Origin of the sequence: Asticcacaulis sp., assembly GCF_047605585.1 — a bacterium.
Classification (GTDB): domain Bacteria; phylum Pseudomonadota; class Alphaproteobacteria; order Caulobacterales; family Caulobacteraceae; genus Asticcacaulis.
The window spans coordinates 481,664-507,096 of sequence record NZ_JASGFK010000003.1; the positions used below are offsets into that span (position 1 = coordinate 481,664).

The 25,433-nt window shown below is 60.3% G+C and carries 21 protein-coding genes; 14 read left to right on the forward strand and 7 right to left on the reverse strand.

The genetic code is table 11. The annotated features are described in order from the left end of the window. Positions 1-20 precede the first annotated feature (20 nt). The 3 genes from QM647_RS11405 to QM647_RS11415 all read left to right on the forward strand — a co-directional run bounded on the left by QM647_RS11405 (position 21) and on the right by QM647_RS11415 (position 4,257). On the forward strand, positions 21-767 hold the full coding sequence (locus QM647_RS11405; RefSeq protein ID WP_414995634.1) for a 16S rRNA (uracil(1498)-N(3))-methyltransferase: 747 nt from the start codon (positions 21-23) through the stop codon (positions 765-767). A 122-nt stretch (positions 768-889) separates the two neighbouring features. Then, the gene (locus QM647_RS11410) at positions 890-2,224 is read left to right on the forward strand and encodes a glutamate--cysteine ligase (protein WP_414995741.1); all 1,335 of its coding nucleotides are present in this window, start codon (positions 890-892) and stop codon (positions 2,222-2,224) included. 152 nt (positions 2,225-2,376) lie between these two features. Further along, positions 2,377-4,257 carry a peptide MFS transporter gene (locus QM647_RS11415; RefSeq protein WP_414995635.1) on the forward strand — a complete coding sequence of 627 codons (1,881 nt, stop codon included), beginning with the start codon at positions 2,377-2,379 and terminating at the stop codon, positions 4,255-4,257. Here the strand turns inward: QM647_RS11415 and QM647_RS11420 are convergent. Next, complete coding sequence (locus QM647_RS11420) at positions 4,254-6,299, reverse strand: TonB-dependent receptor plug domain-containing protein (protein WP_414995636.1); 2,046 nt, start codon at positions 6,297-6,299, stop codon at positions 4,254-4,256. The genes QM647_RS11415 and QM647_RS11420 overlap by 4 nt on opposite strands. 251 nt (positions 6,300-6,550) lie before the next feature. Continuing rightward, complete coding sequence (tldD, locus tag QM647_RS11425; protein WP_414995742.1) at positions 6,551-7,957, reverse strand: metalloprotease TldD; 1,407 nt, start codon at positions 7,955-7,957, stop codon at positions 6,551-6,553. Between the two features lie 394 nt (positions 7,958-8,351). On the opposite strand from tldD, the gene coxB reads away from it, so the two are divergent. From coxB to QM647_RS11470, 9 genes are all read left to right on the forward strand, one after another. Beyond that, the gene (gene coxB, locus QM647_RS11430; protein ID WP_414995637.1) at positions 8,352-9,398 is read left to right on the forward strand and encodes a cytochrome c oxidase subunit II; all 1,047 of its coding nucleotides are present in this window, start codon (positions 8,352-8,354) and stop codon (positions 9,396-9,398) included. 23 nt (positions 9,399-9,421) lie between these two features. Then, complete coding sequence (gene ctaD, locus QM647_RS11435) at positions 9,422-11,158, forward strand: cytochrome c oxidase subunit I (protein WP_414995638.1); 1,737 nt, start codon at positions 9,422-9,424, stop codon at positions 11,156-11,158. Positions 11,159-11,387: 229 nt separating this feature from the next. Next, positions 11,388-12,365, forward strand: coding sequence for a heme o synthase (locus QM647_RS11440; protein ID WP_414995743.1), 978 nt, complete (start codon positions 11,388-11,390; stop codon positions 12,363-12,365). Next, a complete protein-coding gene (locus QM647_RS11445; protein ID WP_414995639.1) occupies positions 12,362-12,568 on the forward strand; it encodes a hypothetical protein in 207 nt (68 codons plus the stop codon). The genes QM647_RS11440 and QM647_RS11445 overlap by 4 nt, the downstream gene beginning before the upstream one ends. 2 nt (positions 12,569-12,570) lie before the next feature. After that, complete coding sequence (locus tag QM647_RS11450) at positions 12,571-13,110, forward strand: cytochrome c oxidase assembly protein (protein ID WP_414995640.1); 540 nt, start codon at positions 12,571-12,573, stop codon at positions 13,108-13,110. Positions 13,111-13,227: 117 nt separating this feature from the next. Further along, a complete protein-coding gene (locus QM647_RS11455) occupies positions 13,228-14,124 on the forward strand; it encodes a cytochrome c oxidase subunit 3 (protein ID WP_414995641.1) in 897 nt (298 codons plus the stop codon). An 82-nt stretch (positions 14,125-14,206) separates the two neighbouring features. After that, the gene (locus QM647_RS11460) at positions 14,207-14,911 is read left to right on the forward strand and encodes an SURF1 family protein (RefSeq protein WP_414995642.1); all 705 of its coding nucleotides are present in this window, start codon (positions 14,207-14,209) and stop codon (positions 14,909-14,911) included. Then, positions 14,908-16,173, forward strand: coding sequence for a M16 family metallopeptidase (locus QM647_RS11465; protein ID WP_414995643.1), 1,266 nt, complete (start codon positions 14,908-14,910; stop codon positions 16,171-16,173). The genes QM647_RS11460 and QM647_RS11465 overlap by 4 nt, the downstream gene beginning before the upstream one ends. A 65-nt stretch (positions 16,174-16,238) precedes the next feature. Next, positions 16,239-17,915 (forward strand): putative bifunctional diguanylate cyclase/phosphodiesterase, encoded by a 1,677-nt coding sequence (locus QM647_RS11470; protein ID WP_414995644.1) that lies wholly within the window; start codon positions 16,239-16,241, stop codon positions 17,913-17,915. On the opposite strand, the gene QM647_RS11475 is transcribed toward QM647_RS11470, so the two are convergent. After that, positions 17,912-18,565 (reverse strand): YqgE/AlgH family protein, encoded by a 654-nt coding sequence (locus tag QM647_RS11475; protein WP_414995645.1) that lies wholly within the window; start codon positions 18,563-18,565, stop codon positions 17,912-17,914. The genes QM647_RS11470 and QM647_RS11475 overlap by 4 nt on opposite strands. Positions 18,566-18,739: 174 nt before the next feature. Between QM647_RS11475 and QM647_RS11480 the strand changes: the two genes are divergently transcribed. Continuing rightward, on the forward strand, positions 18,740-19,222 hold the full coding sequence (locus QM647_RS11480; RefSeq protein WP_414995646.1) for a peroxiredoxin: 483 nt from the start codon (positions 18,740-18,742) through the stop codon (positions 19,220-19,222). 3 nt (positions 19,223-19,225) lie between these two features. On the opposite strand, the gene QM647_RS11485 is transcribed toward QM647_RS11480, so the two are convergent. The 4 genes from QM647_RS11485 to QM647_RS11500 all read right to left on the reverse strand — a co-directional run bounded on the left by QM647_RS11485 (position 19,226) and on the right by QM647_RS11500 (position 23,515). Continuing rightward, positions 19,226-19,777, reverse strand: coding sequence for a hypothetical protein (locus QM647_RS11485; protein WP_414995647.1), 552 nt, complete (start codon positions 19,775-19,777; stop codon positions 19,226-19,228). Positions 19,778-19,838: 61 nt separating this feature from the next. Then, positions 19,839-21,200 (reverse strand): serine hydrolase domain-containing protein, encoded by a 1,362-nt coding sequence (locus QM647_RS11490; protein ID WP_414995648.1) that lies wholly within the window; start codon positions 21,198-21,200, stop codon positions 19,839-19,841. A 68-nt stretch (positions 21,201-21,268) separates the two neighbouring features. Next, positions 21,269-23,059 carry an acyl-CoA dehydrogenase C-terminal domain-containing protein gene (locus QM647_RS11495; RefSeq protein WP_414995649.1) on the reverse strand — a complete coding sequence of 597 codons (1,791 nt, stop codon included), beginning with the start codon at positions 23,057-23,059 and terminating at the stop codon, positions 21,269-21,271. Positions 23,060-23,101: 42 nt separating this feature from the next. Further along, complete coding sequence (locus tag QM647_RS11500) at positions 23,102-23,515, reverse strand: MerR family transcriptional regulator (RefSeq protein WP_414995650.1); 414 nt, start codon at positions 23,513-23,515, stop codon at positions 23,102-23,104. 190 nt (positions 23,516-23,705) lie between these two features. Here QM647_RS11500 and QM647_RS11505 point away from each other — a divergent pair, with 190 nt between their 5' ends. Then, the gene (locus QM647_RS11505; protein WP_414995651.1) at positions 23,706-25,400 is read left to right on the forward strand and encodes a hypothetical protein; all 1,695 of its coding nucleotides are present in this window, start codon (positions 23,706-23,708) and stop codon (positions 25,398-25,400) included. Positions 25,401-25,433 lie beyond the last annotated feature (33 nt).

The following is a 25,433-nucleotide window of genomic DNA, read 5'->3' on the forward strand; positions in this document are numbered from 1 at the left end:
TTCGGCGCTAAACCGGGCCCATGATCCGCCTTTACATATCCGAACCGACACCCGTCTTTAGTGCGGGGCTGATGCTGCCGCTCAATATTGACCAGGGGCGCTACCTGACCTCAGTCATGCGCAAGGGCATGGGCGATGAAGTGTCCGTATTCAATGGTCGTGACGGTGAGTGGACGGCGCAGATTGCCGAGGCCGGCAAGAAGCATGTCGTGCTGAAACTGATGGAACAGACGAAGCCGCAGCCGCAAGGGCAGGGACCGGTACTGGCCGTGGCGCTGATCAAACGATCGCCGCTGGAATATATCATCGAGAAGGCGACAGAACTGGGCGCCTCGCGGATTCAACTATTGATGACCCGTCGCACGCAGTCGGATCATGTCAAGCTGGAGCGTCTGAAGATTATCGCCCAGGAAGCCGCTGAACAGACAGAGCGGCTGGATGTGCCGGAGATTCTGGCGCCGATAAAGCTCGATGCCTTTCTGGCGGCGCCGGGTGTGGAGGCGATTGTTTTCGGTGACGAGGATAGCACGCATGAAGGCGATGAACGCCACACCAGGCCGTTGCTGGACGTTCTCTCAACATTGACGAACAAGCGTGCGGCGATCCTGATAGGCCCCGAAGGTGGCTTTGATGATCATGAACGTCAGGCCTTGCGCGGCATGGAAAACGTCTATCCGGTCAATCTTGGACCGCGTATCCTGCGTGCCGATACCGCGGCTATTTCCGCCCTGACACTTTATCAGGCGGCGCTTGGGGATTGGAAGTAAATCGCCAAAATCATAATTGTCACCTTGCCAGTGACGGAAGGGCAGCCCATATAAGCCCCGCTTGCAATATTGAGAGGGCAGGGCGCGTGGCTGAGACTTCTAAGGCGGAACCTGTCCGCACCATGGCCGATCTGGTCAGCTATTTTGAATCCGGCAACAAGCCGCGTGAGAAGTGGCGTATCGGCGCGGAGCACGAGAAGTTCGCCTTCCATCTCGATACCCTGCGCCGCCCGACCTATGAAGGCTCGGATGGCATCGAGGCTATGCTGGTGGGGCTGGAGCGCTTCGGCTGGAAGCCCTATCATGAGAACGGCAAGATTATTGCCCTGCTGAAGAATGGCGCCTCGGTGACCCTGGAGCCGGGTGGCCAGTTCGAGCTTTCGGGCGCGCCGCTGGAAACCATCCACGATATCTGCAACGAGACCGGCCAGCACTTGGAAGAGGTCAAGACGGTGGCCTCCGAGCTGAAGCTGGGCTTTATCGGCCTCGGCTTCTCGCCTCTGTGGACCCGCGAGGAAACGCCGGTCATGCCCAAGGGGCGCTATAATATCATGCGGTCCTATATGCCGAAGGTGGGCAAGCTGGGGCTCGATATGATGCTGCGTACCTGTACGGTGCAGGCCAATCTCGACTATGCCGACGAGGCCGACATGGTGCTGAAATTCCGCACCTCCCTGGCCCTGCAGCCGATTGCCACGGCTCTGTTCGCCAATTCACCGTTTATCGAGGGCAAGCCGAGCGGTTTCCTCTCCGCCCGCGCCAATGTCTGGACCGATACCGACCCGGACCGCACTGGCATGCTCGATTTCGTGTTCGAAGATGGGTTTGGCTTCGAGCGCTATGCCAGGTATGCGCTCGATGTGCCGATGTATTTCGTCAAGCGCGAGGGCGCGGCGAATGGCGGCTATATCGATGCCTCGGGGCAGGACTTCAAGACTTTCCTCAAGGGCGAACTGCCGGCGCTGCCGGGTGAATTGCCGAACATGGACGATTGGGCCGATCATCTGACGACCCTGTTCCCGGAAGTGCGCCTCAAGAAATATCTCGAAATGCGCGGCGCCGATGCCGGTCCGTGGGGCCGCCTGTGTGCTCTGCCGGCGCTGTGGGCGGGGCTGCTCTACGACCAAGCGTCGCTGGAAGCGGCCTGGGAACTGGTCAAGGGTTGGACGAACGACGACCACAACACTCTGCGTGGCATGGCCGCGAAGACCGGCCTCAAGGGCGAGATCGCCGGCCGTCCGGTGAAGGACTGGGCGATGGATGTGCTTGAGATCGCGAAGCAGGGCCTGAGGAACCGCAATCGCCTTTCTGGTGGCCTGATCGATGAGACGGGTTATCTGGCCGAACTGTTCGAAATCGCCGAAAGCGGGTTGACGCCGGCCGACCGCCTGCTGGAAAAGTTCAACGGTATCTGGCAAGGTGACTTCCACAAGCTCTACGCGGCGGAAGCTTATTAAGCCTAAGTCTAAAATCGTATACAATTTCGCACGCGCAACGACTCTTGTGCTTGCCAAGGGGCTGATTTGCTGGTCTTGTCGTTAAAAAGGCAACGATCTCCGATGGCTGCGGGCTGACGGACAATGCCCTCATCCCATTTCGAGACCTCTTTATGCTTAACCTCGTCCTCATCGCCGGCATAGTCATTACCATTGCGACCGGGATTCCGGTCCTGCTGCAGATGCGGAATCACCCCAAGGGGCTGGTGGCCTGCTTCTTTCTGGAAATGTGGGAACGTTTTTCCTTTTACGGTATGCGCGGCCTGCTGATCTATTACCTAACCAAGCAGTTTCTGTTCACCGACGCCCACGCCAGCCAGCAATATGCGTCCTACATGACGCTCATCTATCTGATTCCGTTAGTGGGGGGGCTGGTTGCCGACCGCTGGCTGGGCACGCGTCGTGCCGCCATCTTTGGCGCCATTCTGCTGGTCATCGGCCACTTCGGCATGGGTTTCGAAGGCAAGCCCGCGCAGCAGATACTGAGCTATCAGGGCAAGACCTACGAATTCGTCCGCCATGGCATGGAAGAGCCCAAACTGAAGGTGGGCGATGCGCTTTATACCTATCATGCCGATGCCAGTGAAGCGCTGTTGATCGACGGCCTGCCAAAAGATGCCCCCTTGCCCGCCAGGTTGGAGAAGACGAGTTACCAGCTGGATCGACGCGTTGTGACCTCGTGGGCCGAAAGCGCCTTCTTCCTGTCGGTATCGCTGATCATCATGGGCGTTGGCTTCCTGAAGCCCAATGTCTCGACCATCGTCGGTCAGCTGTACAAGGATCGCGATCCGCGCCGGGATTCCGGCTTTCAGCTCTATTATTTCGGCATCAATCTGGGGTCTTTCTGGGCGGCAATCATCTGTGGCTATCTGGGAGAGACCGTTGGCTGGTGGGCCGGGTTCGGCGCCGCCGGTATCGGCATGGCTCTGGGGCTTGTCGGCTTCCTGCTTGGCAAATCGTGGCTGGAAGGCCGCGGTGAAGCCCCTGACCCGGCAGCTCTGACGACCAAGGTTGGCCAGGTGATACGCAAGGACCATCTGATCTATCTGTTGTCGGTCTGCGGCGTGGCCGTCATCTACTTCTTGGTCCAGAGGAACGAGATTGTTTTCTACGTCCTGATGGCCTTGTCCATCCTGATGCTGGCCTATGTCGTTTATTACATGTTCACGCGCTTCACTCGTGTTGAGAACTTCCGCGTGGCTCTGGCGCTGATCCTGAGCTTCGCCTCGATCGTTTTCTTCACGCTGGAAGAGCTGGCCGGTTCTGCACTCAGCCTGTTTGCCGATCGTAACGTCAATCTCAACATTATTTCCGAGCCGATCAAACTGGGTGGCAATATCCTGCTGGCTTCCCGTGAGCAGCTGGCAGCCATGGGCGGTGTGCCAGCCGGAACGCTTTGGGTCGATATGGGCTTTACAGCCGCCCAGACCCAAACGATCAATACCGGCTGGATATTGATCTTTGCGCCGATTTTCGCCGCCCTGTTCAGCTTTCTGGGCCAGCGCAAGGCCGATCCCGATCCGGTCAAGAAGTTTGCCTTCGGCATCGTTGCCACGGGCGTGGGCTTCATGGTGCTTGTCTGGGCAGCGCCGCTGCATAATGCGCAGTTCCAGTTGCCGCTGATTTTCCTGGTAATCAACTACATGCTGACCACGGTCGGTGAAATGACCGTGTCGCCGGTCGGGCTGTCCCAGCAAACCAAGCTGTCACCGCCACTGATTGTCTCGACCATGATGGCGCTGTGGTTTGTCGGCACCGCCTGGGCTCAGCATTTCGGCGGCCTCATTACCGAAAAAATGAGTGCCTTGACCATTGGTGGCCACGTGGTCGATGCCGGAGAATCGCTGCGGGCTTCGCTGGCCGTTTTCAACATGATCGGCCTCGTCGTTATCGGTTTTGGCGCCGTCCTGTTTGTCGTCAGCTTTTTTATCAAGGGCTGGTCAGGCGGCGTCAACGACGCCGTTCCTGAAGACGCCGGTGCCCGGGAAGGTTAGAAATCCTTCTTCAGCCTTAATTCCAGCATCGGCGGTACCTTGGAGGTCGTATGCTGGGTATAGGAAATGGCTGATAGTCCGCGCAGACCTTCATAGACAGTCCGGTCCTGAGTGAAACGCAGGCTGAGGGGGTTCTTGATCGTGGCCTTGAAGGTGAGTTTGCTGGGAGTCTTGTACTGGAACCAGACTTGCGTCCAAGGATCAAAAAAAGCGTCCGTCAGCTCATTGGCCAGATAGTTGCGGTTCTTGCCCGCGCTTTCGACGTCGACACCCCAACTGGTGCCAGATTTCGGGAACTCCTGGCTGAAGCTGACCGAATAGATATGCGGTTCGATACCGGAAACGCGACGGGTTTGGTCGGTGATCGGGTCCCTCACTTTTGAATGGCGGTAGTACCATTCCAGGCTCAGAGTACCGTGTGGCACGTGTAGACGGTCAAGCGGGGTATCCAGCTTCAGATGGGCGATATCCCACTGCGAGTTGCCGATATTGCCGTTCGCTGTATAGATGTCGCCATCATCGACCACGGCAATGAAATCCGAGGTATCTTCATAATCGTAATGCTCAAGCGCCAGGCTGATGGCGCCCTTGTCCCAGAAGGTATGCTCGATAATGATGGTATTGAGCCAGTCTTTCTGTGGCACCAGATTGCTGTTTCCCAGGGTTACGTGGTCGGTTTCAAGCTGTACCGACGAGGCAAAGCCGCTGAAACTGAGCTGATCGACCTGGCGGATGGTCTTCCAGCTGATCTTGGTTTTGTCGCTGAAAGAATAAACGGCCTGGAAGCGCGGCTTGTAATAGGTGAAGGAATCGGAACGGTTGGCCGCCGGTACGGAGATGGTCGATGCCTCGACCTTTAGTTCGCCTTCGAAGCTCAGCTTTGTCGTTGCCTTCCAGTTGGCGGAGACGAAGGATTCCGTGCGGTCCTCCTGCACGCGGACATACTCGGTGCTGTCACTGCCGCTTGTCACATAGGACGAGTCGCGATCCAGACTGTTGAACACGCTTTCCGTGCCGACCGCGAAGCTCAGGCCATCGCGCTTTTCCCAGCTCAGGCGGCCATTGAGGATGCGCTCATCGGTCAGGCTCAGGGCCCGGTAATCGGCCGTGCCGTCGCTGTCGGTATAGATATCGATATCGTGGACGCGCTCATGGCGGTTAAGCACATTCAGGTTGAGGTCCAGGCCATGGCCGAGCTTGCGCTCGTACTGGCTGCCCAGTTCGCTGGGCGTATCCTTCTCAATGAAGCTTTCATAGCCCATGGCGCCATCCTGATCATAGGTCAGGGTCTGGCGATAGACGGAGGGATTATAGGTGCCGTTGAAGGTGATCTTGCCGCCGAAGAGCGGGCGTGAATGCGAGGCCTGGGATTCGATACCGGTGCCGCCGGCATGCTGGAAGATATTGAGGATCTGCTGGCCGGTGTTGTCGGTGGTCACGCGCCGGGCATTCTGCGCGCCGTTATCGAAGAAGTTGAAGATATCCGCTGTAATATCCGTGCTTTTGCCGTTGCGGTTATCATTGAAGGTGAAGAGCAGGACGCCGGCATTGGTGCGGGCATCGAGATTGCGATAGATGCCGAGGACCGAGAAGTTCGGCTTGGCATCGGTCTTGCGCACCACATTGACGATCTGGCGGTGGCCGTGCATGTCGATACCCGGCGCGCCGCCGGTAATCAGTTCAAGATGGTCGACCTGGGCGGCATTGATATTGGACAGGGTGTTGCTCAGGTCGGCCTTGGTGGTCGGACGCTGGCCATCGATCAGCACATTGCCGGCAGTGCCGGAAAAGCCACGAGCGCTCTCGCCGCCATCGAAAACGAAGCCCGGCACATGCGCAACCATGTCATAGGCTGTCGAGACCTGGAACTCGGTAAAATAGGCCGGCTGGAAGGTCTGGACCCCGTTCGCGGCCGCAGCCGGTGGAAAGGGCGGGGGCGGCGGAGGTGGAATATCCTGCGCCTGGGCGGATGTGCCCAGGCTGAGGGCAAGCCAGGTGGCGGCCCCAATAGCGGCAAGTGCGGTGGTGGTATGCAGGCGCATGAAACTTGTTTTCCCCGGTATGGATGCGAAGCACAGGCGACGCATCCGTTGGGGCATGGCATACCCGCGAAGCCATGGGTTACAAGTTAAATGGATGTAACATTTTCAACCAACAGAATGAAAAATGTCGATTTTGTGTCTATAAAACACAGGCCAATTCAATGTGTTAGTTGGTTGTCTACGGCAAATTTCGTATAACTTGCCCGAGCCCTGTATGACAGAGATTTAATGTAAAACTGTCATTACGATGCCTAATTCGTCCCGCCGACCGTCAGGCCGCGGATACGCAGGGACGGTTGACCGATACCGACCGGCACGCTCTGGCCGCCCTTGCCGCAGGTGCCGACGCCGGGATCGAATTTGAAATCGTCGCCGATCATATCGACCTGGGTCATGGCCGCCGGACCGTCGCCGATCAGGGTCGCTCCCTTGACCGGGGCGCCGACCTTGCCGTCTTCAATCAGATAGGCCTCGGTGCACTGGAAGACGAACTTACCGTTGGTGATATCGACCTGGCCACCGCCGAAATTGACGGCATACAGGCCCTTCTTTGTATTAGCGATCATGTCGTCAAGCTTATCCTGACCGGCGCGCATGAAGGTGTTGGTCATGCGGGGCAGAGGCTGGTGGGCATAGGACTGACGGCGGCCGTTGCCGGTAGCCTTCGTGCCCATCTGGCGGGCGGAGAGACGGTCGTGCATGTAGCCGACCAGTACGCCGTCCTCGATCAACGTCGTGCAGGAGGTGGCTGTGCCTTCGTCGTCGATATTGAGCGAACCGCGCGCATCGGGCACGGTGCCGTCATCGACAATGGTGACGCCCTTGGCGGCCACCTGTTTGCCCATCTTACCGGAGAAGGCCGAGGTGCCCTTGCGGTTGAAGTCGCCTTCCAGGCCATGGCCAACGGCCTCGTGCAGCAGCACGCCCGGCCAGCCTGGCCCCAATACAATATCCATTTCCCCGGCGGGGGCGGCCACCGCGTCAATATTGACCAGCGCCTGGCGCAGCGCCTCGTCGACCTGGGCCTGCCACTTTTCAGGCGCGGTGATATCGAACCACGAAATGCGCCCGCCGCCGCCGGAAGAGGCGGTTTCGCGCCGGCCATTGCGCTCGACGGAGACGCTGACGTTCAGGCGGACGAGGGGGCGATAGTCGTGATAAAGCTCGCCGCCCGCGCGCAGGATGGTGATGGCGCGCTTGTCGCAGGCCAGCGAGGCCGAGACCTGGACGACACCGGAATGCTTTTGGCGGGCATAGGCATCCATGGCCTGTAGCAGGGCGATCTTGTCGGCGAAGGCCATCTCGCCCAGCGGATCATGGGCCTTGTAGTAGGACTGGTTGGTACGGGCGGGATTGGTTGTCAGCTGCACATCGACCGGCTTGCCGGCCTTGGCCAGGACGGCGGCCTCGGCGGCGCGATGGATGGCGTCCAGCGACAGTTCGGCGCTGTTGGCGAAGCCGATGGTCTCGCCGGCTACAACGCGGAAGCCAAAGCCCTGATCGGCGCCATAGGCCGAGGATTTCAGGCGACCGTCATCGAACAGCAGGGATTCGGACTCGCGCTTCTCGATGAAGATTTCACCATCATCGGCGCCCTTCAGGGCCTCTTCCAGAACGCTGTGTGCACCGGCAAGATCGAAATCGCCCCAATCGGACATTGCGGCGGCGGGAGAGAGGGAATCGGCCATGGGACATCATCACTTGAAGCGGTTGGATATCCCTATTTAGGCATGGTTATCGAGCTTGGCCATGATTTAAGTCGTTAAATCTGAAAATGATGTGCGAATGAAAGTCAGATGCGGTAAGGTGATGCGACAAAAGACCGCACTGAGCGCGCGGTTATGGCCGTTTCGGGCTGAAAAAAGGCAAATCCCTTTTTTGGGCCTTTGCAATTTGCCGGGAAGGCTTTAAGGAACCCTGTTGGACGGGCCGGCTAACAGGTCTGAAAGTGCGTCAGATTCGTTCAGTGAATACGGCCGCGTATAAGTTTCAGGGATAGGCAGCTACGGAAGCGTCAAGCTTCCGGCAGCCGTTAAAATGAGGGTTCTGCGAATGGGCATTAAAGGGCTTTTCGGGAGAGGGCTGTTTAAAGCTGCCTCCGGTGCGGTCGCCAGTCTGGCCTTGTCGGCTGCCGTATCGACTTCGGCGTTTGCCGACGAGGTGCAGCAAACCCTCGGCCAACCGACGGACAAGGCCATGGGGTGGCAATTGCCCGGTTCGGCGCTGAAGCGTCAGACGGAATGGTTCTATAACGACCTCCTGTTCCCGCTGATTGTCGCTATTTGTGTCCTTGTCGGCGCACTTCTGCTGTGGATCATCATCCGCTACAACCAGAAGGCCAATCCGGTCCCAGCCAAGTTTTCCCACAACACGTTCATTGAAATCGTCTGGACTCTTATTCCAGTGGTCATCCTCGTGGTTGTCGCCGTTTTCTCGCTGAGCCTGCTGCGCGACTACAACAACATGCCCAAGCCCGATGTGGTGGTGAAGGCCACAGGTAACCAGTGGTTCTGGACCTATGACTATCCCGAACTGGGGGTTACCGATATCGAATCGCGTCTGCGCGAAGATGCCAAGGACATGAAGACGGCCAAGGCCGCTGGTATTCCCTACCTGCTTGAAGTCGATAATGCCCTGGTGGTACCGGTTAACCGCGTCATCCACGTGCAGACCACCGGCGCTGACGTCATTCACTCGTTCACCATCCCGGCCTTCGGCTTCAAGATCGACGCCATTCCGGGCCGCCTGAACAATACCTGGTTCAAGGCCGAGAAGATCGGCACCTATTACGGCCAGTGTTCGGAACTGTGTGGCAAGGACCACGCCTATATGCCGATCGAGATCAAGGTCGTCAGCGACGCAGATTTCGATGCCTTCATCATCAAGAACGGCGGCAAGACCCGCGCCATGCTGGCCTCCGAAGCCGCCGCTTCCGCCGCGGCCGCCGAAGAAGCCGCGGCCTCCGCTGCTGAAACCGCCAGCGCTTCCGCTGCCGCTGCCGAGGTGGCCTCCGCCGCCGCGCCGGCCGCTGCTGCCGCTACGCCCGCTACAACCCCTGCCTCCGCGGCACCGGCTTCCGGTGCGGCCGCCGCGCACTAAGTTCAGTTCAGAGAGATATCATCATGTCTTCAACTGCCGTCACTCATGAACGCGATACACACGCCGGCGCTCACACGCACGATGCGCCAGGGCACGATGCGCACGAACACAAGCCGGGCTTCTTTGCGCGCTGGGTCTTTACGACCAACCACAAGGACATCGGCACCCTCTACCTGATCTTTGCCATCTTCGCCGGTCTGATCGGTGGCGCTTTTTCCGGCCTGATCCGCTGGGAACTGGCCGAGCCGGGCCTGCAGGTCTTCATGAAGGGGTCGATGCTCGACTCGATGGGGCTGTTTAACCTGTCGAACCCCGATCACGCCAAGCACGCCTTCAACTCGGTGGTCACGGCCCACGCCGTCATCATGATCTTCTTCATGGTCATGCCGGCCACCATGGGCGGTTTTGCCAACTGGTTCATGCCGATCATGATCGGCGCGCCCGATATGGCCTTCCCGCGCCTGAACAACATCTCGTTCTGGCTTCTGGTCGCCGCCTTCGTCCTGCTGTCCGTCTCGATCTTCACGCCTTCGGGCCCCGGCGGTGAACATGGCTTCGCCGGTGGCTGGACCATGTACCCGCCGATGTCGAGTCATACAGGCTCGCCCGGACCGGCCATGGACCTGGTTATCCTCAGCTTCCACCTGGCCGGCGCCTCGTCGATCCTGGGGTCGATCAACTTCATCACCACCATCTTCAACATGCGCGCGCCGGGCATGACCCTGCACCGCATGCCGCTGTTCGCCTGGGCCGTCCTGGTCACCGCATTCCTGCTGCTGCTGTCCCTGCCGGTTCTGGCGGGCGCCATCACCATGCTGCTGACCGACCGTAACTTCGGCACCGCCTTCTTTGACCCGTCCGGCGGCGGCGATCCGATCATGTTCCAGCACCTGTTCTGGTTCTTCGGTCACCCGGAAGTCTATATCCTGATCCTGCCGGGCTTCGGTATCGTCTCGCACATCGTCTCGACCTTCTCTCGCAAGCCGGTCTTCGGTTACCTCGCCATGGCCTATGCCATGATGGCCATCGGTTTTGTCGGCTTCATCGTGTGGGCGCACCACATGTACACGGTCGGCATGTCGTTCGACCTGCGTGCCTATTTCGTGCTGGCCACCATGGTCATCGCCGTGCCGACGGGCGTGAAGGTGTTCTCGTGGATCGCCACCATGTGGGGCGGCTCCCTGTGGTTCACCGTGCCGATGCAGTGGGCGATCGGCTTCATCTTTCTGTTCACGGTCGGCGGCGTCACCGGCGTCGTGCTGTCGAACGCGGCCGTCGATTACAGTTTGCAGGACACCTATTACGTCGTCGCTCACTTCCACTATGTGCTGTCGCTGGGCGCCGTCTTCTCGATCTTCGCCGGCTTCTACTACTGGTTCGAGAAGATGTTCGGCGTGAAGTACAACAAGTGGTTGGGCGGCGCGCACTTCTGGATCATGTTTATCGGCGTCAACCTGATCTTCTTCCCGCAGCACTTCCTGGGCTTGCAAGGTATGCCGCGTCGCTATGTCGACTATCCGGAAGGCTTCGCTTATTGGAACATGGTCTCCTCGATCGGCTATGCCATCACCGCCGTCGGCGTCTTGGTCTTCCTGGCCATGTGTCTGGAAGCCGCCATTGTCCGCCGTCCGGCTGACCCGAGCGGCAATCCGTGGGGCGAGGGCGCGACCACCCTGGAATGGACCCTGTCGTCGCCGCCGCCTTATCACCAGTTCTCTGAACTGCCGGTGATCAAGGAAGAGGAAGACGAGCACCACTAAATCCGCTAAAGAGCGATTTACGTAAATCCGGGGGTGAGGTCCGAGAGGTCTTCACCCCTTCGTTCTTGGAGCGGATGTTTGATGTTATCAAAGGTCCGCTCCAAGATTTCATTTTGTCGCGCAATCTATCCGAAAAGTGGTATCCACTTTGTCGGATTGCGCTTTAGAGGTCAGTTTGAGTTCCCAACCGAAACCAAAGGCGAAAAAAGTGGCTCTGACGCGCGAGGAGATGGAAGCGAATCTGCGCACCGCCTACGCATCGAAAGCCATGCGCGGGTCACCGCGTGATTATTTCCAGCTTTTGAAGCCGCGTGTCATGTCGCTGGTCGTCTTCACCGGCTTCACCGGCCTGATGATTTCGCAGGGCTGGAGCGGCAACCATCTCAATCCGCTGCTGGCGGCGGTGGCTGTCTTCTGCATCGCCATCGGCGCGGGCGCAGCCGGGGCGCTCAACATGGCCATTGAGGGCGAGACCGACGCCCTGATGCGCCGCACGCGTATGCGGCCGGTGGCGGCGGGACGAATCACCAAGAATGACGCCTATGCCTTTGGTGGCGTTCTGGCCTTCCTGTCGGTGGCCCTGATGTGGCTGGCCTTTCCTGATGGCCTGGCCGCCGGTCTGCTGGCCCTGACCATTGCCTACTATGTCGTCTTCTATACCCTGATCCTTAAGCGCCGCACGCCGCAGAATATTGTCATCGGCGGTGCCGCCGGGGCCTTCCCTCCGGTCATCGGCTGGGCCGCCGCCACCGGCCATGCGCCGCTGGAAGCCTGGATTCTGTTCGCCATCATCTTCCTGTGGACCCCGCCGCACAGCTGGGCCCTGGCGCTCTATACCACCGAGGATTACGCCAATGCAGGTATCCCCATGATGCCGGTGGCGAAAGGGGCGAAATCGACCCGCCTGCAGATCCTGCTCTATTCGCTGGTCATGGCGCCGGTCGCCTGCCTGCCGATCGCCTTCAAGATTGGGGGACTGGCCTATGCCGCCGTCTCGGTCATTGGCGGGGCCATCTTCATCTATCTGGCGGTACGCGTCTTTTTGTCGCGGGCAGGCGATCATCCGGAAGGTGGAGAGCAGAGCCTTTACGATGTTAAGAAGGAAGCGCTGTCGGCGCGTAATCTCTTTGCCTTTTCCATCCTTTATCTGACCCTGCTGTTCGCCACCCTGCTGGTCGAGCACATCGTCGCGGGACTGCTGTCATGACCGATCTGTCTGAAGGCCAACTGAACGAAGGCAAGGCGGCCTATATCCAGGCTCAGAAAAAGCGCAATCTCTATATTGGCCTGGCCCTGTTTGGCTTCGTCGTGCTCGTCTTCTTTATCTCGATGGCGCGCATGTCGCAGGGCATCAAGAACGATGCGAAGCGCGCCGCCGAAGCCCGGGCCTCCATCTCGGCGAGCAAATAGACATGGCGCTGAGCCGCAACAGCCGTGTGGTTCTGTCTCTGGTGGGCGCACTGGTTGTTATGTGCGGCCTGACCGCGGCGGCTGTGCCGGCCTACCGCGCCTTTTGTAACGCGACCGGCTTCAACGGCACGGCGCGCAAAGCCAAGGCCACGCTGGCGGCGATCCAGACGCCTGGAAAAAAGATTGTGCGCGTGCGTTTCGATACCAATACCAACAACGTGCCGTGGAGCTTCAAGGCGGAAAAGCCCTATCTCGATACGCGAGTCGGCAAGTCGGCCATGGTATGGTTCGATGTGACGAACAATGCCAGCCATCCGGTGACGGCGCGCGCCACCTACAACGTTTTGCCCGATACCATGGGCGCCTACTTCATGAAGACCCAGTGCTTCTGCTTCAATGACGTGACGCTCCAGCCGGGGGAAACCCAGCGTTTTCCGGTCGTTTATTTCCTCGATCCGAAGCTGATGACCAACAGCGATACGGAGGATGTGCCGGACGTCACCCTGTCCTATACTTTTTTCGAGTCGAAGGCGGTGTCCTGAAACAGGATCAGATTGTGGACAAACAGGCATTGGCATAATCGGAATCCTGGGTTATGCCTGAAATATATATAATCAGCCGCGCGTCGAGATGCGGTACCCAAAGGTGAGTTGAACGAAATGGCCCATCACGGCGTAAAACACGATTATCATATCATCAATCCCAGCCCCTGGCCTCTGATGGGCTCGGCCTCGGCCGTTGTCTGGGCGCTCGGCATGGTGGTCGGGATGCGCGGTCTGTTCGGCATCCCCAAGGGCGAGTGGTGGCTGATGCTGACCGGCCTCGTGCTGATCATGCTGACCATGGTCTTCTGGTGGCGCGATGTCATCAAGGAATCGAAGGCGGGCGACCATACGCCGGCCGTTCAACTCGGCCTGCGCTACGGCATGATCATGTTCATCGCCTCCGAAGTGATGTTCTTCGTCGCCTGGTTCTGGATCTTCTTCGAAATGGCCCTGTTCCACGGCCACCGCGCCGGCGCCGGCGAAGCTATCGATGAAGTCAGGACGGCCTGGTCGACCTGGCCGCCGGAAGGCGTCGAAACGCTCGATCCCTGGCACCTGCCACTGGTCAATACCCTGCTGTTGCTGACTTCCGGCACCACGGTCACCTGGGCGCACCACGCGCTGCAGAAGGGCGACCGCAAGGGCGCCATCCAGGGCCTGCTGCTGACTGTCATCCTTGGCGCGCTGTTCACCTGCGTCCAGGGCTTCGAATATGCCGAAGTCGCTCGTGAGCACAATTTCCACTTCTTCCTGTTCAAGGATGCTGCTGAAAATACCGGCGCCGCCAACCTCTACGGCTCGGCCTTCTTCATGGCCACGGGCTTCCACGGCTTCCACGTCATCATCGGCACCATCTTCCTGATCGTCTGCCTGCTGCGCGCCATCGCCGGCGATTTCACCCCGCAGAAGCATTTCGGCTTTGAGGCGGCCGCCTGGTACTGGCACTTTGTTGACGTGGTGTGGCTGTTCCTCTTCGCCTTCATCTACGTCATCTTCGGCGGCCCACATTGACGGCTGACCGCCCACAACATTTCTGACCTTCGGGGCGCCGGCTTCAGAGCTGGCGCCCTCGCTGTTTTACGACCGGAATTCCATGTCCTTTCGCGATTATCTCAAAGCCGTGCCGCCGGGACTGGCGATTGCTTCCGCGATCGCCTTCATTCTCCTCAATGGCCTGGGCATCTGGCAGCTTGAGCGGTTGAAATGGAAAGAGGGACTGATCGCCGACATGGCGCGTACTGAAGCCGCGGCGCCCCTGCCGGTCGAGACCCTGCTGGCGCAGCCGAAACCGGACTGGCGTTCGGCAGCCCTGCCGGACTGCGTAATCGATCCGGCCCAGCTGATCTACATGCATTCGGAAGTGGCGGGCGTGCCCGGCTATCGTGTCCTGACGGCCTGCCCGATCAAGGCGGGCGCCATGCTGGTCGATCTGGGCTTTGCCGAGAACAGGCAGGCAGTGAGTGCCGTCACCCTGGCGCCGGTTGGCCGGCTGCGGCCGTTCGAGAAGAGCGGCCTTTTTACCCCGGTCAATCGCATCGCCGATAATGACTGGTACTGGCGCTCGGCCACCGAAATGGGCACGGCTCTGAAAGCCAGCCTGCGGCCGGATTATTTCCTGGTGCTTGACCTGAAGGCCAGTCGCGCCGATATAGCGGGCCTGTTGCAGGGACCGCTCACCGCGCCTCTGCCAAATCGTCATCTTGAATATGCCCTGACCTGGTTCGGCCTGGGCTGGGCGCTGCTGGGTGTTTTCGGTAGCGTCGTCTATCAAAGAGCCCGAAAGGCTAAAACCATTTGACTATTCTCGCCTCGCAAAAGCTCTACACCTTCGATAACGGCCTGCGTTTGCTGGTCGATCCTATGCCCGGACTGAAGACCTTTGCGCTGAGCGCGCTGATCTATGGTGGGGCACGGTTTGAAACCGAGGCGCAGTCGGGCTGGGCACATCTGCTGGAGCACATGGTTTTCAAGGGCGCCGGTGGCCGCAACGCCCGTGACCTCGCCGAGGCCATCGAGCACAAGGGCGGCACGATCAATGCCTCCACAGGCTATGAACATACCCGTTTCGAAGTACGCGGCCTGAACAGCCTCCTGCCGCTGGCGCTGGAAATCGTCACTGACCTGATGTTTCGGCCGGTCATTGATGGCGAGGAACTGGCGCGCGAGAAGAAAGTGGTCGAGCAGGAGATCCTCGAAGCCTACGATACGCCGGATGATCATGTCTTCGATCTGCTGCAATCGGCCATGTTCGCGGGGCAATCGCTCGGCCGGCCGATCCTGGGCACCAAGCAAAGCCTCAAGCCGGTCACACCGCCGGCTCTGCGCGCCTTTGCCGAAACCCTTTACGCGCCGCACCAGATCGTTATCTGCGTGTCGGGCGGTGTCGTGTCGGAAGAGGTCTATGCCGCTCTGAAACCCTATGTGGAGAGCGTGCCGGCGCATACCGGTTTCGACAGGCCGGCGGTCATGCGTTTCACCACGGAACGCCATGTCCAGAAGCGTAAGATTGAGCAGGCCAATCTGACCCTGGGCTTCAATGGTATAGGCCGCCTCAACCCGGACATCATTCCCCTGCGGCTGTTTAGCGAGATTCTGGGCGGCGGTATGGCGTCGCGCCTGTTCCAGGAGGCGCGTGAAGCCAGGGGGCTGGCCTACAGCATCGATTCCTTCACCACGCCTTATCGTGATGGCGGCATCTTTGGCGTCTATGCCGGTTGCGCCGCCAGGGATGTCGAGCCGCTTATCGAGCTTATTCAAAAGGTTCTGGGCGAACTCTCATCCAATCCGCTGGAAGCCGAGCTAGAACGCGCCAAAGCGCAATTCATGACCTCGCTGTTTCTCAATCATGAAGGGGCGGCCTCGCGCAGCGGCACTTTCGCCAGCCAGCTATCGACCTTCGACAAGGTGTTCACGCTCGATGAGGTAGCGGCGGATATCGAAGCGGTCAGCCGCGATGATCTGGTGCGCGTCGGCTCGGCCATTGCCAGTCAGAAGGCTTGCGCCAGCGCGCTTCTGGGACCGAAATCGATGAGTGACGCGTCAAGTTTGCTGGCGGCGTAATTGGGGTGCATTCCAGTGCAAATCACGTCATGTCTATACCGGGCGTGGTAAAGGGCAGCGACAGCATGGACAGCAAGACAAAGATACCGTCCGACTGGCTGGATGACGCGCTGGCTGGCGCGGATAGCCTGCTGTGGGCCTATGATCTGTCATGCGGCTGCCTGGAATTTCACGGCAGCCTGACGGATGTCGCCTTGCCGTCAGTCTGCACGCCGGATGAGCTGGCGCCCTTGCTGGCGTCGGGCGAGGCCGACAGGCTGGCTCAGGTCCTGCATACCCTGGAAGTGCGCGCCGCCGTCAACCTGCCCGGCGAAGATCAGGTGCAGTGCCTGGTGCGCCTGAAGGACCAGCGCCTGCTTTACTTCAAAGGGCGCCGGACGAGTGCAGCCCTCGTCCTCGGCGTCGTGACCGAGATGAGCCGCGATCTGCGCCGCGCCCCCAAGACGGACGGGCTCATCCAGGATATCCATATCGATCCCCTGACCGGGCTCTATAACCGGCGGGGCTTTCTGGCCGCCAGCCGTGACCTGCTGGCCCAAGAAGGCGATTACGACCTGGTGGTCGGTGATCTCAACCGCTTCCGCCGTCTGAACGAAGCCCTGGGGCATGACCGGGCCGATATGGTGCTGGGCATTCTGGCGCAAAGGTTACGAGAGGCCTTTGGCAATGGTTCGGTGCTGGGCCGGCTGGGCGAAGACGAATTCGCCGTCCTGACCCTGCGCGGCTTTCCCCGTGTCTCGGAGCGGATGCGCAAGGCGATGGAACGCACGCTGGTTGTCGCCGGCTTCGATATCCAGCCCTCCTTCACCATGGGGGCCGTCGCGGTCGAGGGCGGGGAAGGGGCGCTGGAAAGCGCCGAACTACTGCGCCGGGCCGAGATGGCGATCGAGGCGGCGCGCGCCAAGGGAGCAGGGGGCGTCGCCGCTTACAGGCGCGAGCTGGAAAGCGACGGTCTTACGCGCCTGGCCCTGGAGGCGGAGCTGCGCAAGGCCTTCATCAGCGGGGAAATCCATGCCTGGTATCAGCCGATCGTCAATCTGCAGACCGGCGTCATTGCTGGGTTCGAGGCCCTGGCGCGCTGGGTGCATCCGCGGCGCGGCATCATTCCGCCCGACCACTTCCTGACCGCGGCGCGCGATCTCGGCCTGATGAGCGATCTGGGCCTGATCATGATGCAGTCGACCATTCGGGCGCTGGTAAAATGGCGGACGGCCTACAGCCTGCCGCCGCACTTCTTCGTCAGCGTCAATCTGTCGGCGCCGGAGATCGAGCGCCAGAACTTGGTCGAGGACGTGTCACGCCTGATCCAGGAGGCAGGGTTACCGACCAAGTGTCTGAAGCTGGAAGTGACTGAAAGCGACGTCATGCGCGATCCCGATGCGGCCGCGCGAGTACTGGAAGCCTTGCGCGAAGCCGGTGCCGGCCTGGCGCTCGATGATTTCGGCACCGGTTTTTCCTCCCTGTCCTATCTCGCCAAGCTGCCGTTCGATACGCTCAAGATCGATCGGTCCTTTATCCAGACCCTCATGACGGATGGCGCCTCGGAAAAGATCGTCCACGCCATCTTGACCCTGGGCAGCGATTTCGGTCTGGACGTGGTGGCGGAGGGCGTGGAAGACCAGGCACTGGCCGACCGGCTGGCGGGTCTGGCCTGCCATCTGGGGCAGGGCTACGGCTTTGCCCGGCCGCTCAAGCCGAACGATGCGGAGGCGTTTCTGGCGACCTCTCTGGCGCAGGCTTAGGCCGTGCCCGCTGTGCCGGAGAGGTGGCCGGCATCGATGCCCATGCTGGCCAGGGCACGTGACCACAGGTGTTCCGGATCGCCGCCAAACAGCAGTTCCTGGCTTGCCGGCGCCACCAGCCAGGCGTTCTGGCTGATTTCCGCCTCCAGCTGGCCTGGCCCCCAGCCGGCATAGCCGAGCGCGATCAGGCTGCGCGCCGGACCGGTGCCGCCCGACAGGTCGACTAGGATGTCGCGTGAGGCGGTCAGGCCGACGCCCTGTTCCTCGCCATCGGGACGGCTGATGAAGGGACCGCCGAGGTCGAGGGTGACGTCACTGAGCTGGTAATCCAGCGTATGAAGCACGAAACCGCGATCGTTCTGTACTGGTCCGCCACGATAAATCTTCTGTGTGGCCAGGCGACGGGCGAAGATGGGATTATGACTCTCTATGCCCAGTTCCTTCATCATCTGGCTGAAGTTCAGGCCATTGATCGGCTGGTTAAGCACAAGGCCCATGGCGTGCTCGGCATCATGCTGGCAGAGATAGATGACGCTGTGATTGAACGGCTGGTCGTTCAGCGCCGGCATGGCGATCAGCAATTGCCCTTGGTAGGAGATGTGGCCGGCGAGGCCTTCTGCTTGGGAAAAGGAGTCTTGCGGACTAATCATGGCGTCTGTGCCTTTGGGGAGGTGGGCCATTCTTGTAAATGGGAAGGCGATATTACCCTATATGGTTACGTCTGTCCTGATTGCAAAAGGCCACGAATGCGGATAGCGATCCGTATCGCATTTTGATGGCCGGTTCGCAGAGAACGGGCGGCGAATTAAAGAAAGAGATTTATCATGAGCCTGCAAGCCGGAGATACCCTGCCTGAACTGACCCTGACCGTGGTGGACGAAGCCGGCCCCAAGCCCGTCGCTTCGAAGGAATTCTTCGGCGGCAAGACCGTGGTGCTGTTCGCCGTGCCGGGCGCCTTTACCCCGACCTGTTCGGCGCGTCACCTGCCGGGCTTCAAGGATCACGCCGCCGATTTTTCGGCCAAGGGCGTCGATGTGGTCGCCTGTACCTCGGTCAATGATTATTTCGTCATGAAGGCTTGGGCGAAGGATCAGGGCATCAGCGATGAAGTGGTTCTGCTGGCCGATGGCAACGGCGATTTCGCCAAGGCCATGGGCCTGACGCTCGACGCTTCCGGTTTCGGCATGGGACCGCGCTCGCAGCGCTACGCCGCGGTCATCAAGGATGGCCAGATCGACAAGCTGTTTGTTGAGGCCGCCGGTGAGTTCAAGGTTTCCAGCGCCGAATATGTATTGGAAAACCTGTAGGTTTTACGTGCACTTCCGGCGATTGAGCCAGGTCTGCCACCGGGTATATCTCGGTGGCGGAGCGGCCTGACGCAGGTCGGCAAAGGCTTCGAGGCGTGTGCCGGCCGGCGCGGCGCGGGGAGTGAGATAAAGCACATCATAAGGCGGGTCGCAGGCCTTCAGGCCGGCAAAGCTCGCGGGACGCATGATCGCTGTTTCGGCGACAGGGCTGTCCGGCACAGGGCGATGGCAGATCAATTCGTCCTTGCCGCGGGGCGCGCAGGTAAAATCATCGGGCAGTTCGCCTTTTGTCAGAGAATCGGTCCTGGCCTCAAAGCGGACGGTTGGTTCCGGATCGTCATTGCCTCTGTACAGCGAAATATATTCAGAGACGGGCTGGCCTTCTGAAACCTTGTCCTGAAAATCAGTCACCACATGGGTGAATTCCGCAGGCGTATTCAGGCAGGCGGTCGACAGGACAGCGCAGAGCTGAGGCTTTTGCGATTCTGGCGCGTGGGCCCACACGGCAAAGGCCATGACGCAGCCCATAAGCAATACCGCAAGAATCGTTTTCATACACCCAGCCCCTAATCCTGAGCTGTGAAGCTAGACCGAACAGGGTTAACGGGCAATATGTCTATCTTGTTGCGTGTATGACGGCCTTGACAAGGGGCTCTGGCCTGTAGCCCATTTCCCAGGGTGTCAGGCCCATGCGAATGACGATGAGTTTGAGTGAAGGAATGATCGTTACGGTCTGACCATCATGGCCACGCAGCCAGAAGGCGTCGGCGGGGAGGCCCGTGGCGCCGGTTTCGCTTTCCTGTGGACCGAGCAGCCAGGTCTGCATCTGTGAGTAGCCGTCCTTCGAGCCGTTTGAAGTCCGCATCAGGCCGACAAAGCCTTCCGGCAGCAGGCGCTGGCCATTCCATACGCCATCCTGCATGAGGAACTGGCCGAAGCGTGCCCAGTCGCGCGCCGTGGCATAGACATAGGAACCGCCGGCGAAGGTGCCGTGTTCGTCCGTTTCCATGGTGGCGCTGGTCATGCCGAGCGGTCCGAACAGGGCCTGACGCGGGAAGGCGAGGGCCGTGGCGGGATCGCCGATACGATCCATCCACAGGCGGGCCAGGATAAAGCTGGTGCCTGTCGAGTAGGCGAAATGCGCGCCGGGCGTCGTGGACAGTGGCTTGTCGGCGGCGAAGGCGGCCATATCGGGCTTGACGTACAGCATGCGCGAGACATCCGATACGTCGCCATAGTCCTCGTTAAATGCCAGACCGCTTTTCATGGCCGTCAGGTCGCGGATACGGATATCCTTGCGGCCGTCCGTCCATTGCGGAAACAGCGCCGTATCATCGAGCGACAGCTTGCCGGCCTGAACCACGCGGCCGAGTAGCGCGGCATTGACGGTCTTGCTCATGGACCAGCCCAGCAGGGGCGTATCGGCGGTGAAGCCGGGGCCGTAGGTTTCTGCCAGCAGACGCCCATCCTTGATGACGACGATGGCGCGCATATTCGGGCCGGTCAGTTTGGCATCATTGAATACGGCGGCCAGTTCCGGTGCGGCGCCTGCCGGCGCGTCGCTGCCTTCCGGCCAGAGGCCGGGACCATGGGGGATAATGACGGGTTTGGCAGGCAGGTGAATGGCCTGGGCTGCCGCCCAGTTCAGGTCCGGCACACTGGTGCAGCCGAGGCCGTCGCGATAAAGGGCGCCCGAAGGCGCGAACAGGCCCAGAAAGCGCGCCGTAACCGAATGCGCCTTCCGGTCAACCTTGACGGAGATCAGTTTCAGCGCCGGATTGCCGGGCGCCTGAACATCGACGGCCAGCACCTGCTGTGCGTCACGCCCGGCGAGGAAGACATTGGAGCAGACCATCTTGGCTGCATAGCCGTCCCCGACGCGCAGCAGTTCCGGCGGTGCGATAAACAACCAGGCCAGAACGCCCAGCACAGCGGCCAGCAGCAAGGCGCCAAGCCCTGTCATAATGTTACGGATCATTGTGCGCCCCTTTAAGCAGGCGAACAGTATAGGCCCGGATTATGACAGCTTGACAAGCGGCGGACGGATCAGAATTCGTCGTCCGCCAGAGCCATCAGGCCTTCGGCGCCGGCCTTCATCTTGATCAGGTGCGCGTCGGCATCGGGCAGGATGCGTTCCAGGAAGACGCGACCGACCTTCAGCTTGGTGGCGAAGAAGGGATCTGTCGAACCGGAATCGATCTGCGCCTGTGCTTCGCTGGCCATGCGCGCCCACATATAGGCGGTGCAGGTCAGGCCGAACAGGTGCAGGTAGTCGAGCGATCCGGCCGCGGCGGCATCCGGATTACCCATGCCGTTCTGCATCAGCCACATGGTGCCGTCGAACAGCTTGGCCTTCGTGTCCTTCAGGGCCTTGATATAGGCCGGAACGCTGGAACCGGCTTCCTCGGCGGCGACATAGGCGTCGATCTCGCCCAGGAAGGTCTGTAGCGCGCGGCCACCCTTGGAGGGCAGCTTGCGGCCGACGAGATCGAGCGCCTGCACGCCATTGGTGCCTTCATAGATCAGGGTGATGCGGATATCGCGCATATATTGCGAGGCCGGGAAGTGCTCGGTGAAGCCCGAACCGCCGTGAACCTGCATGGCGTCCTGGGTCACCTTCAGGCCCTTCTCGGTCAGGTAGGCCTTTATGACGGGGGTGAGCAAAGCCATGTAGTCGCTTGCTTTTTCACGCTCTTTTTCATCTTCGGCGACGTGTTGCAAGTCGGCTTGCAGTGCGCCCCAGGTCAGGAAGGCGCGGCCGCCCTCGATCAGGGCGCGGCTCTCCAGCAACATGCGGCGGACATCCGGATGGACGAGGATGCTGTCGGCGGGCTTGTCCGGCGATTTAGGCCCACTGAGCGCACGGCCCTGCAGGCGGTCTTTCGCGAACTGGTTGGCAGCCACCAGGGCCGCATGGCCGATCGCCAGGCCTTGCAGGCCGACGCCGTAACGGGCGCTGTTCATCATGTAGAACATGATCTTCAGGCCTTCGTTTTCCGCACCCAACAGGAAGCCCTTGGCCTCGTCATACATCATGACGCAGGTCGAATTGCCGTGAATACCCATCTTGTGCTCAAGACCGGCGCATTCCAGTGTGTTGCGTTCGCCCGGATTGCCGTCGGCATCGGGCAGGAATTTCGGCACCAGGAAGAGGGAGATGCCCTTGACGCCGGCAGGGGCGCCTTCAAGGCGTGCCAGCACCAGATGGCAGATATTGGAGGTAAAGTCGTGCTCTCCCGCCGAGATCCAGATCTTCTGGCCGGTGATTTTATAAGAGCCATCGCCGGTCGGCACAGCCTTGGTGCGCAACAGGGCCAGGTCGGTGCCGCACTGCGGTTCGGTCAGGTTCATGGTACCGGACCATTCGCCCGAAATCAGCTTGGGCAGGTAGAGGTCCTTTTGGGCCTGCGTGCCGCCGGCGGTGAGAGCCGAGATGGCGCCCTCGGTCAGGCCGGGATACATGCCGAAGGCCGAGGAGGCGCCGGACAGCATTTCGGAAAAGGCGGTGTTGACGAAATGCGGCAGGCCTTGGCCGCCATATTGAGGATCGTTGGACAGGGCGGTCCAGCCGGCTTCGGTCAGGGCCTTGTAGGCTTCCTTATAGCCCTTGGGGGCGGTCACTTCGTGCGTGACCGGATCGAGCGTGCAGCCTTCCTTGTCACCGGTGATATTGATCGGGTGGACGACTTCTTCGGCGAACTTGGCTGCTTCTTCGAGAATGGCTGCCACCGTGGCCGTATCCGCGTCCGCGAAACCTTTCAGATTGCTGTACTGATCCGTCTTGAAGACGTTTTCGAAAAGAAACTGATAGTCGCGAACGGGAGCTACGTAGGCCATTTTGTTATTGTCCCTGTTTAGGATAACGGAATTGAAGTCTGATTAATTTGCAGTTTCGCTTTCCAGCGTGTGGATCTGTTCTTCCAGCCAGATGCAGCCATCGGCCATATCCTTGATCGCCGCTTCGATATCTTCGCGCTGACGCTTCAGGGTTTCGATCTGGCCGCGATACTTGTGCAGGGTGGCGCGCATCTGGGCGGCGCCATGATCCTTCGGGGTATAGAGATCGAGGATTTCGTGGATTTCGACCAGCGAAAAACCGAGACGCTTGCCGCGCAGGATCAGTTGCAGCCGGGCGCGGTCACGCGGTGAATAGAGACGGGTCTGACCCTTGCGCTGCGGCGAGATCAGGCCCTTGTCCTCATAGAAGCGCAGGGCGCGGGCCGTGACGTCGAACTCCTTGGAGAGCTGACGGATCGAATAGGTGCGGTGGGTATCTTTAGCGTGCGTTTCCATGAGCATTTTTCTGGATTTGAATGGACTGTGGCAGAATCTTACATTTACGTCAACGTAAAGTTATGTGCTTTCAACAGGGCGGTCAAGCGAAAATGTTTCCGTAAGGTGAAGTGAGCCTGTGACGGGTACGTTGACTTGGATGCAGCCTCATGGTCTCACTATCCCGGGCCACACGGCACAGGGGATGGATATGACATGGCAAGCCAGGCTTATGACGTCGGCGGCGCTGCTTTGTTTGTTGAGCGCGCTGGGGTGCCGGGCGGTTCCAAAGGCGCCGGTAGCGAAGACGATCGATCCGGCCGTCCTGTCCGCCCATATGTGCGGCAAGCCGGAAGGTCGTTCTGACGACAAGCCCCTGCCATTGCTTAAAGGGCTGGCGCCCATTCATTTTGATGCGGATACAGGCAACGCCGAAGCGCAGGCCTATTTTGATCAGGGGTTCGCCCTGCTGTATGGCTTCGAGTATCCAACAGCGGTGCGCAGTTTCCACGCGGCGCGTGTGCGAGATGCCGACTGTGCCCTGTGTAGCTGGGGCGAGGCGCTGGCCATGGGGCCGAATATCAATCAAACCGAGATGGCGCCGCAAGAGCGGGAAAAGGCTCTGGCCATCGTACAGGCGGCACTGGCGAAACCGGGGCTGCGCGATCGCACCCGCGCTCTGCTTGAGGCCCTGGCCACGCGTTACGCGGCGAACCCGGTGAAGGCGCAGGGCGGGGTGCATACCGAGGACTTCGCCAACGCCATGGCGGCGATCGCCGATAAATGGCCTGACGACAATGTGCTCCAGGTGCTGGCGGCGGAATCGGCAATGGATGTGCGGCCCTGGGATTATTGGGAGGCCGGCGGTCACACCGCTTATCCCTGGGCACAGAAAGCCATCGACCGGGTGGAAAAGGTGCTGGCGCGCAGCCCTGATCAGCCGGAAGCCATCCACCTCTACATCCATCTGACGGAAGCCTCTGATCGGCCGCAAAGGGCGGAAAAATACGCTGACCGGCTAGGCATACTGGCGCCCAACTCACCGCATCTGGTACATATGCCAAGCCATACCTATTACCCGGTCGGGAGGCTGGGCGATGCCATTGACGTCAATATCAAGGCCATGGCGATCGACGAAGGCCTGGCGCGTGATCTGGGGGAAAAGCCGGCCTATTTCGGTTATTATTACCATCACGCCACCTTTATCATGTCGGCGGCACAGCAGGTGGGGGACGCGGCCAACGCCTTGCGCCTGGCCAGCGAATCCGAGGCAGGGGTTACCAGCGCCAAGCCGGAAAGCTGGGATGAATACAAGCTGGTCGTCGCCATGCAGTCGCGTGCGCAGTTCATGGCGCCGGCCGACTTCCTGTCCCTGAAAGCGCCGGACAAAACGCTGCAACTGCTGACGGCCGTGTGGCGGCATGGTCGGGTTCAGGCCTATCTCGCTCAAGGCAATCTGGGCGCTGCCAGGCGCGAACTGGCCATTTTACAGAAGTTGCGTGGCCTGGCCAGGTTAGGCGGCGATAACGGCTTGCTGTTTGATCGTGAGGTGGATCTGGCGCAAGGGCGCGTGGCCATGGCGTTGGGGGATGCGGTTACGGCCGGGAAGGTATTGTCAGCCGCGGTCGAGATCGATGGCAGGCTGGCCTATAGCGAGCCGCCGCAGGCCGATCGCCCGGCAGGTGTGACCTTGGGCGCCGCAAAGCTGGAAGTGGGGGACGCGCAGGGGGCGCTTGCCGCCTTCGATGCGGCGTTGAAAATGCGACCGGGCAATGCCTATGCCCTGTGGGGCAAGGCGCAGGCACAGGAGCGGCTGGGCGATAAGGCCGGCAGTGTGGCGACGATGGCTGAGTTCCACAAGGTCTGGCGCGGGGGCGCGACGCCGGTGACGCTTGCCTCTCTTTAGGCGCTGCCGCCTTTAACAATTGACCTCGGCGCT

Excerpts from the sequence above, each read along its gene's own strand:
- QM647_RS11445 (WP_414995639.1), top strand. The coding sequence starts at position 12,362 with ATGACCGATCTGTCTGAAGGCCAACTGAACGAAGGCAAGGCGGCCTAT.
- ctaD (WP_414995638.1), top strand. The coding sequence starts at position 9,422 with ATGTCTTCAACTGCCGTCACTCATGAACGCGATACACACGCCGGCGCT.
- QM647_RS11460 (WP_414995642.1), top strand. The coding sequence starts at position 14,207 with ATGTCCTTTCGCGATTATCTCAAAGCCGTGCCGCCGGGACTGGCGATT.
- QM647_RS11450 (WP_414995640.1), top strand. The coding sequence starts at position 12,571 with ATGGCGCTGAGCCGCAACAGCCGTGTGGTTCTGTCTCTGGTGGGCGCA.
- QM647_RS11475 (WP_414995645.1), bottom strand. The coding sequence starts at position 18,565 with ATGATTAGTCCGCAAGACTCCTTTTCCCAAGCAGAAGGCCTCGCCGGC.
- QM647_RS11420 (WP_414995636.1), bottom strand. The coding sequence starts at position 6,299 with ATGCGCCTGCATACCACCACCGCACTTGCCGCTATTGGGGCCGCCACC.
- QM647_RS11410 (WP_414995741.1), top strand. The coding sequence starts at position 890 with ATGGCCGATCTGGTCAGCTATTTTGAATCCGGCAACAAGCCGCGTGAG.
- QM647_RS11455 (WP_414995641.1), top strand. The coding sequence starts at position 13,228 with ATGGCCCATCACGGCGTAAAACACGATTATCATATCATCAATCCCAGC.
- QM647_RS11495 (WP_414995649.1), bottom strand. The coding sequence starts at position 23,059 with ATGGCCTACGTAGCTCCCGTTCGCGACTATCAGTTTCTTTTCGAAAAC.
- QM647_RS11405 (WP_414995634.1), top strand. The coding sequence starts at position 21 with ATGATCCGCCTTTACATATCCGAACCGACACCCGTCTTTAGTGCGGGG.
- tldD (WP_414995742.1), bottom strand. The coding sequence starts at position 7,957 with ATGTCCGATTGGGGCGATTTCGATCTTGCCGGTGCACACAGCGTTCTG.
- coxB (WP_414995637.1), top strand. The coding sequence starts at position 8,352 with ATGGGCATTAAAGGGCTTTTCGGGAGAGGGCTGTTTAAAGCTGCCTCC.
- QM647_RS11470 (WP_414995644.1), top strand. The coding sequence starts at position 16,239 with ATGGACAGCAAGACAAAGATACCGTCCGACTGGCTGGATGACGCGCTG.
- QM647_RS11500 (WP_414995650.1), bottom strand. The coding sequence starts at position 23,515 with ATGGAAACGCACGCTAAAGATACCCACCGCACCTATTCGATCCGTCAG.
- QM647_RS11490 (WP_414995648.1), bottom strand. The coding sequence starts at position 21,200 with ATGATCCGTAACATTATGACAGGGCTTGGCGCCTTGCTGCTGGCCGCT.
- QM647_RS11415 (WP_414995635.1), top strand. The coding sequence starts at position 2,377 with ATGCTTAACCTCGTCCTCATCGCCGGCATAGTCATTACCATTGCGACC.
- QM647_RS11485 (WP_414995647.1), bottom strand. The coding sequence starts at position 19,777 with ATGAAAACGATTCTTGCGGTATTGCTTATGGGCTGCGTCATGGCCTTT.
- QM647_RS11480 (WP_414995646.1), top strand. The coding sequence starts at position 18,740 with ATGAGCCTGCAAGCCGGAGATACCCTGCCTGAACTGACCCTGACCGTG.
- QM647_RS11505 (WP_414995651.1), top strand. The coding sequence starts at position 23,706 with ATGACATGGCAAGCCAGGCTTATGACGTCGGCGGCGCTGCTTTGTTTG.
- QM647_RS11440 (WP_414995743.1), top strand. The coding sequence starts at position 11,388 with ATGGAAGCGAATCTGCGCACCGCCTACGCATCGAAAGCCATGCGCGGG.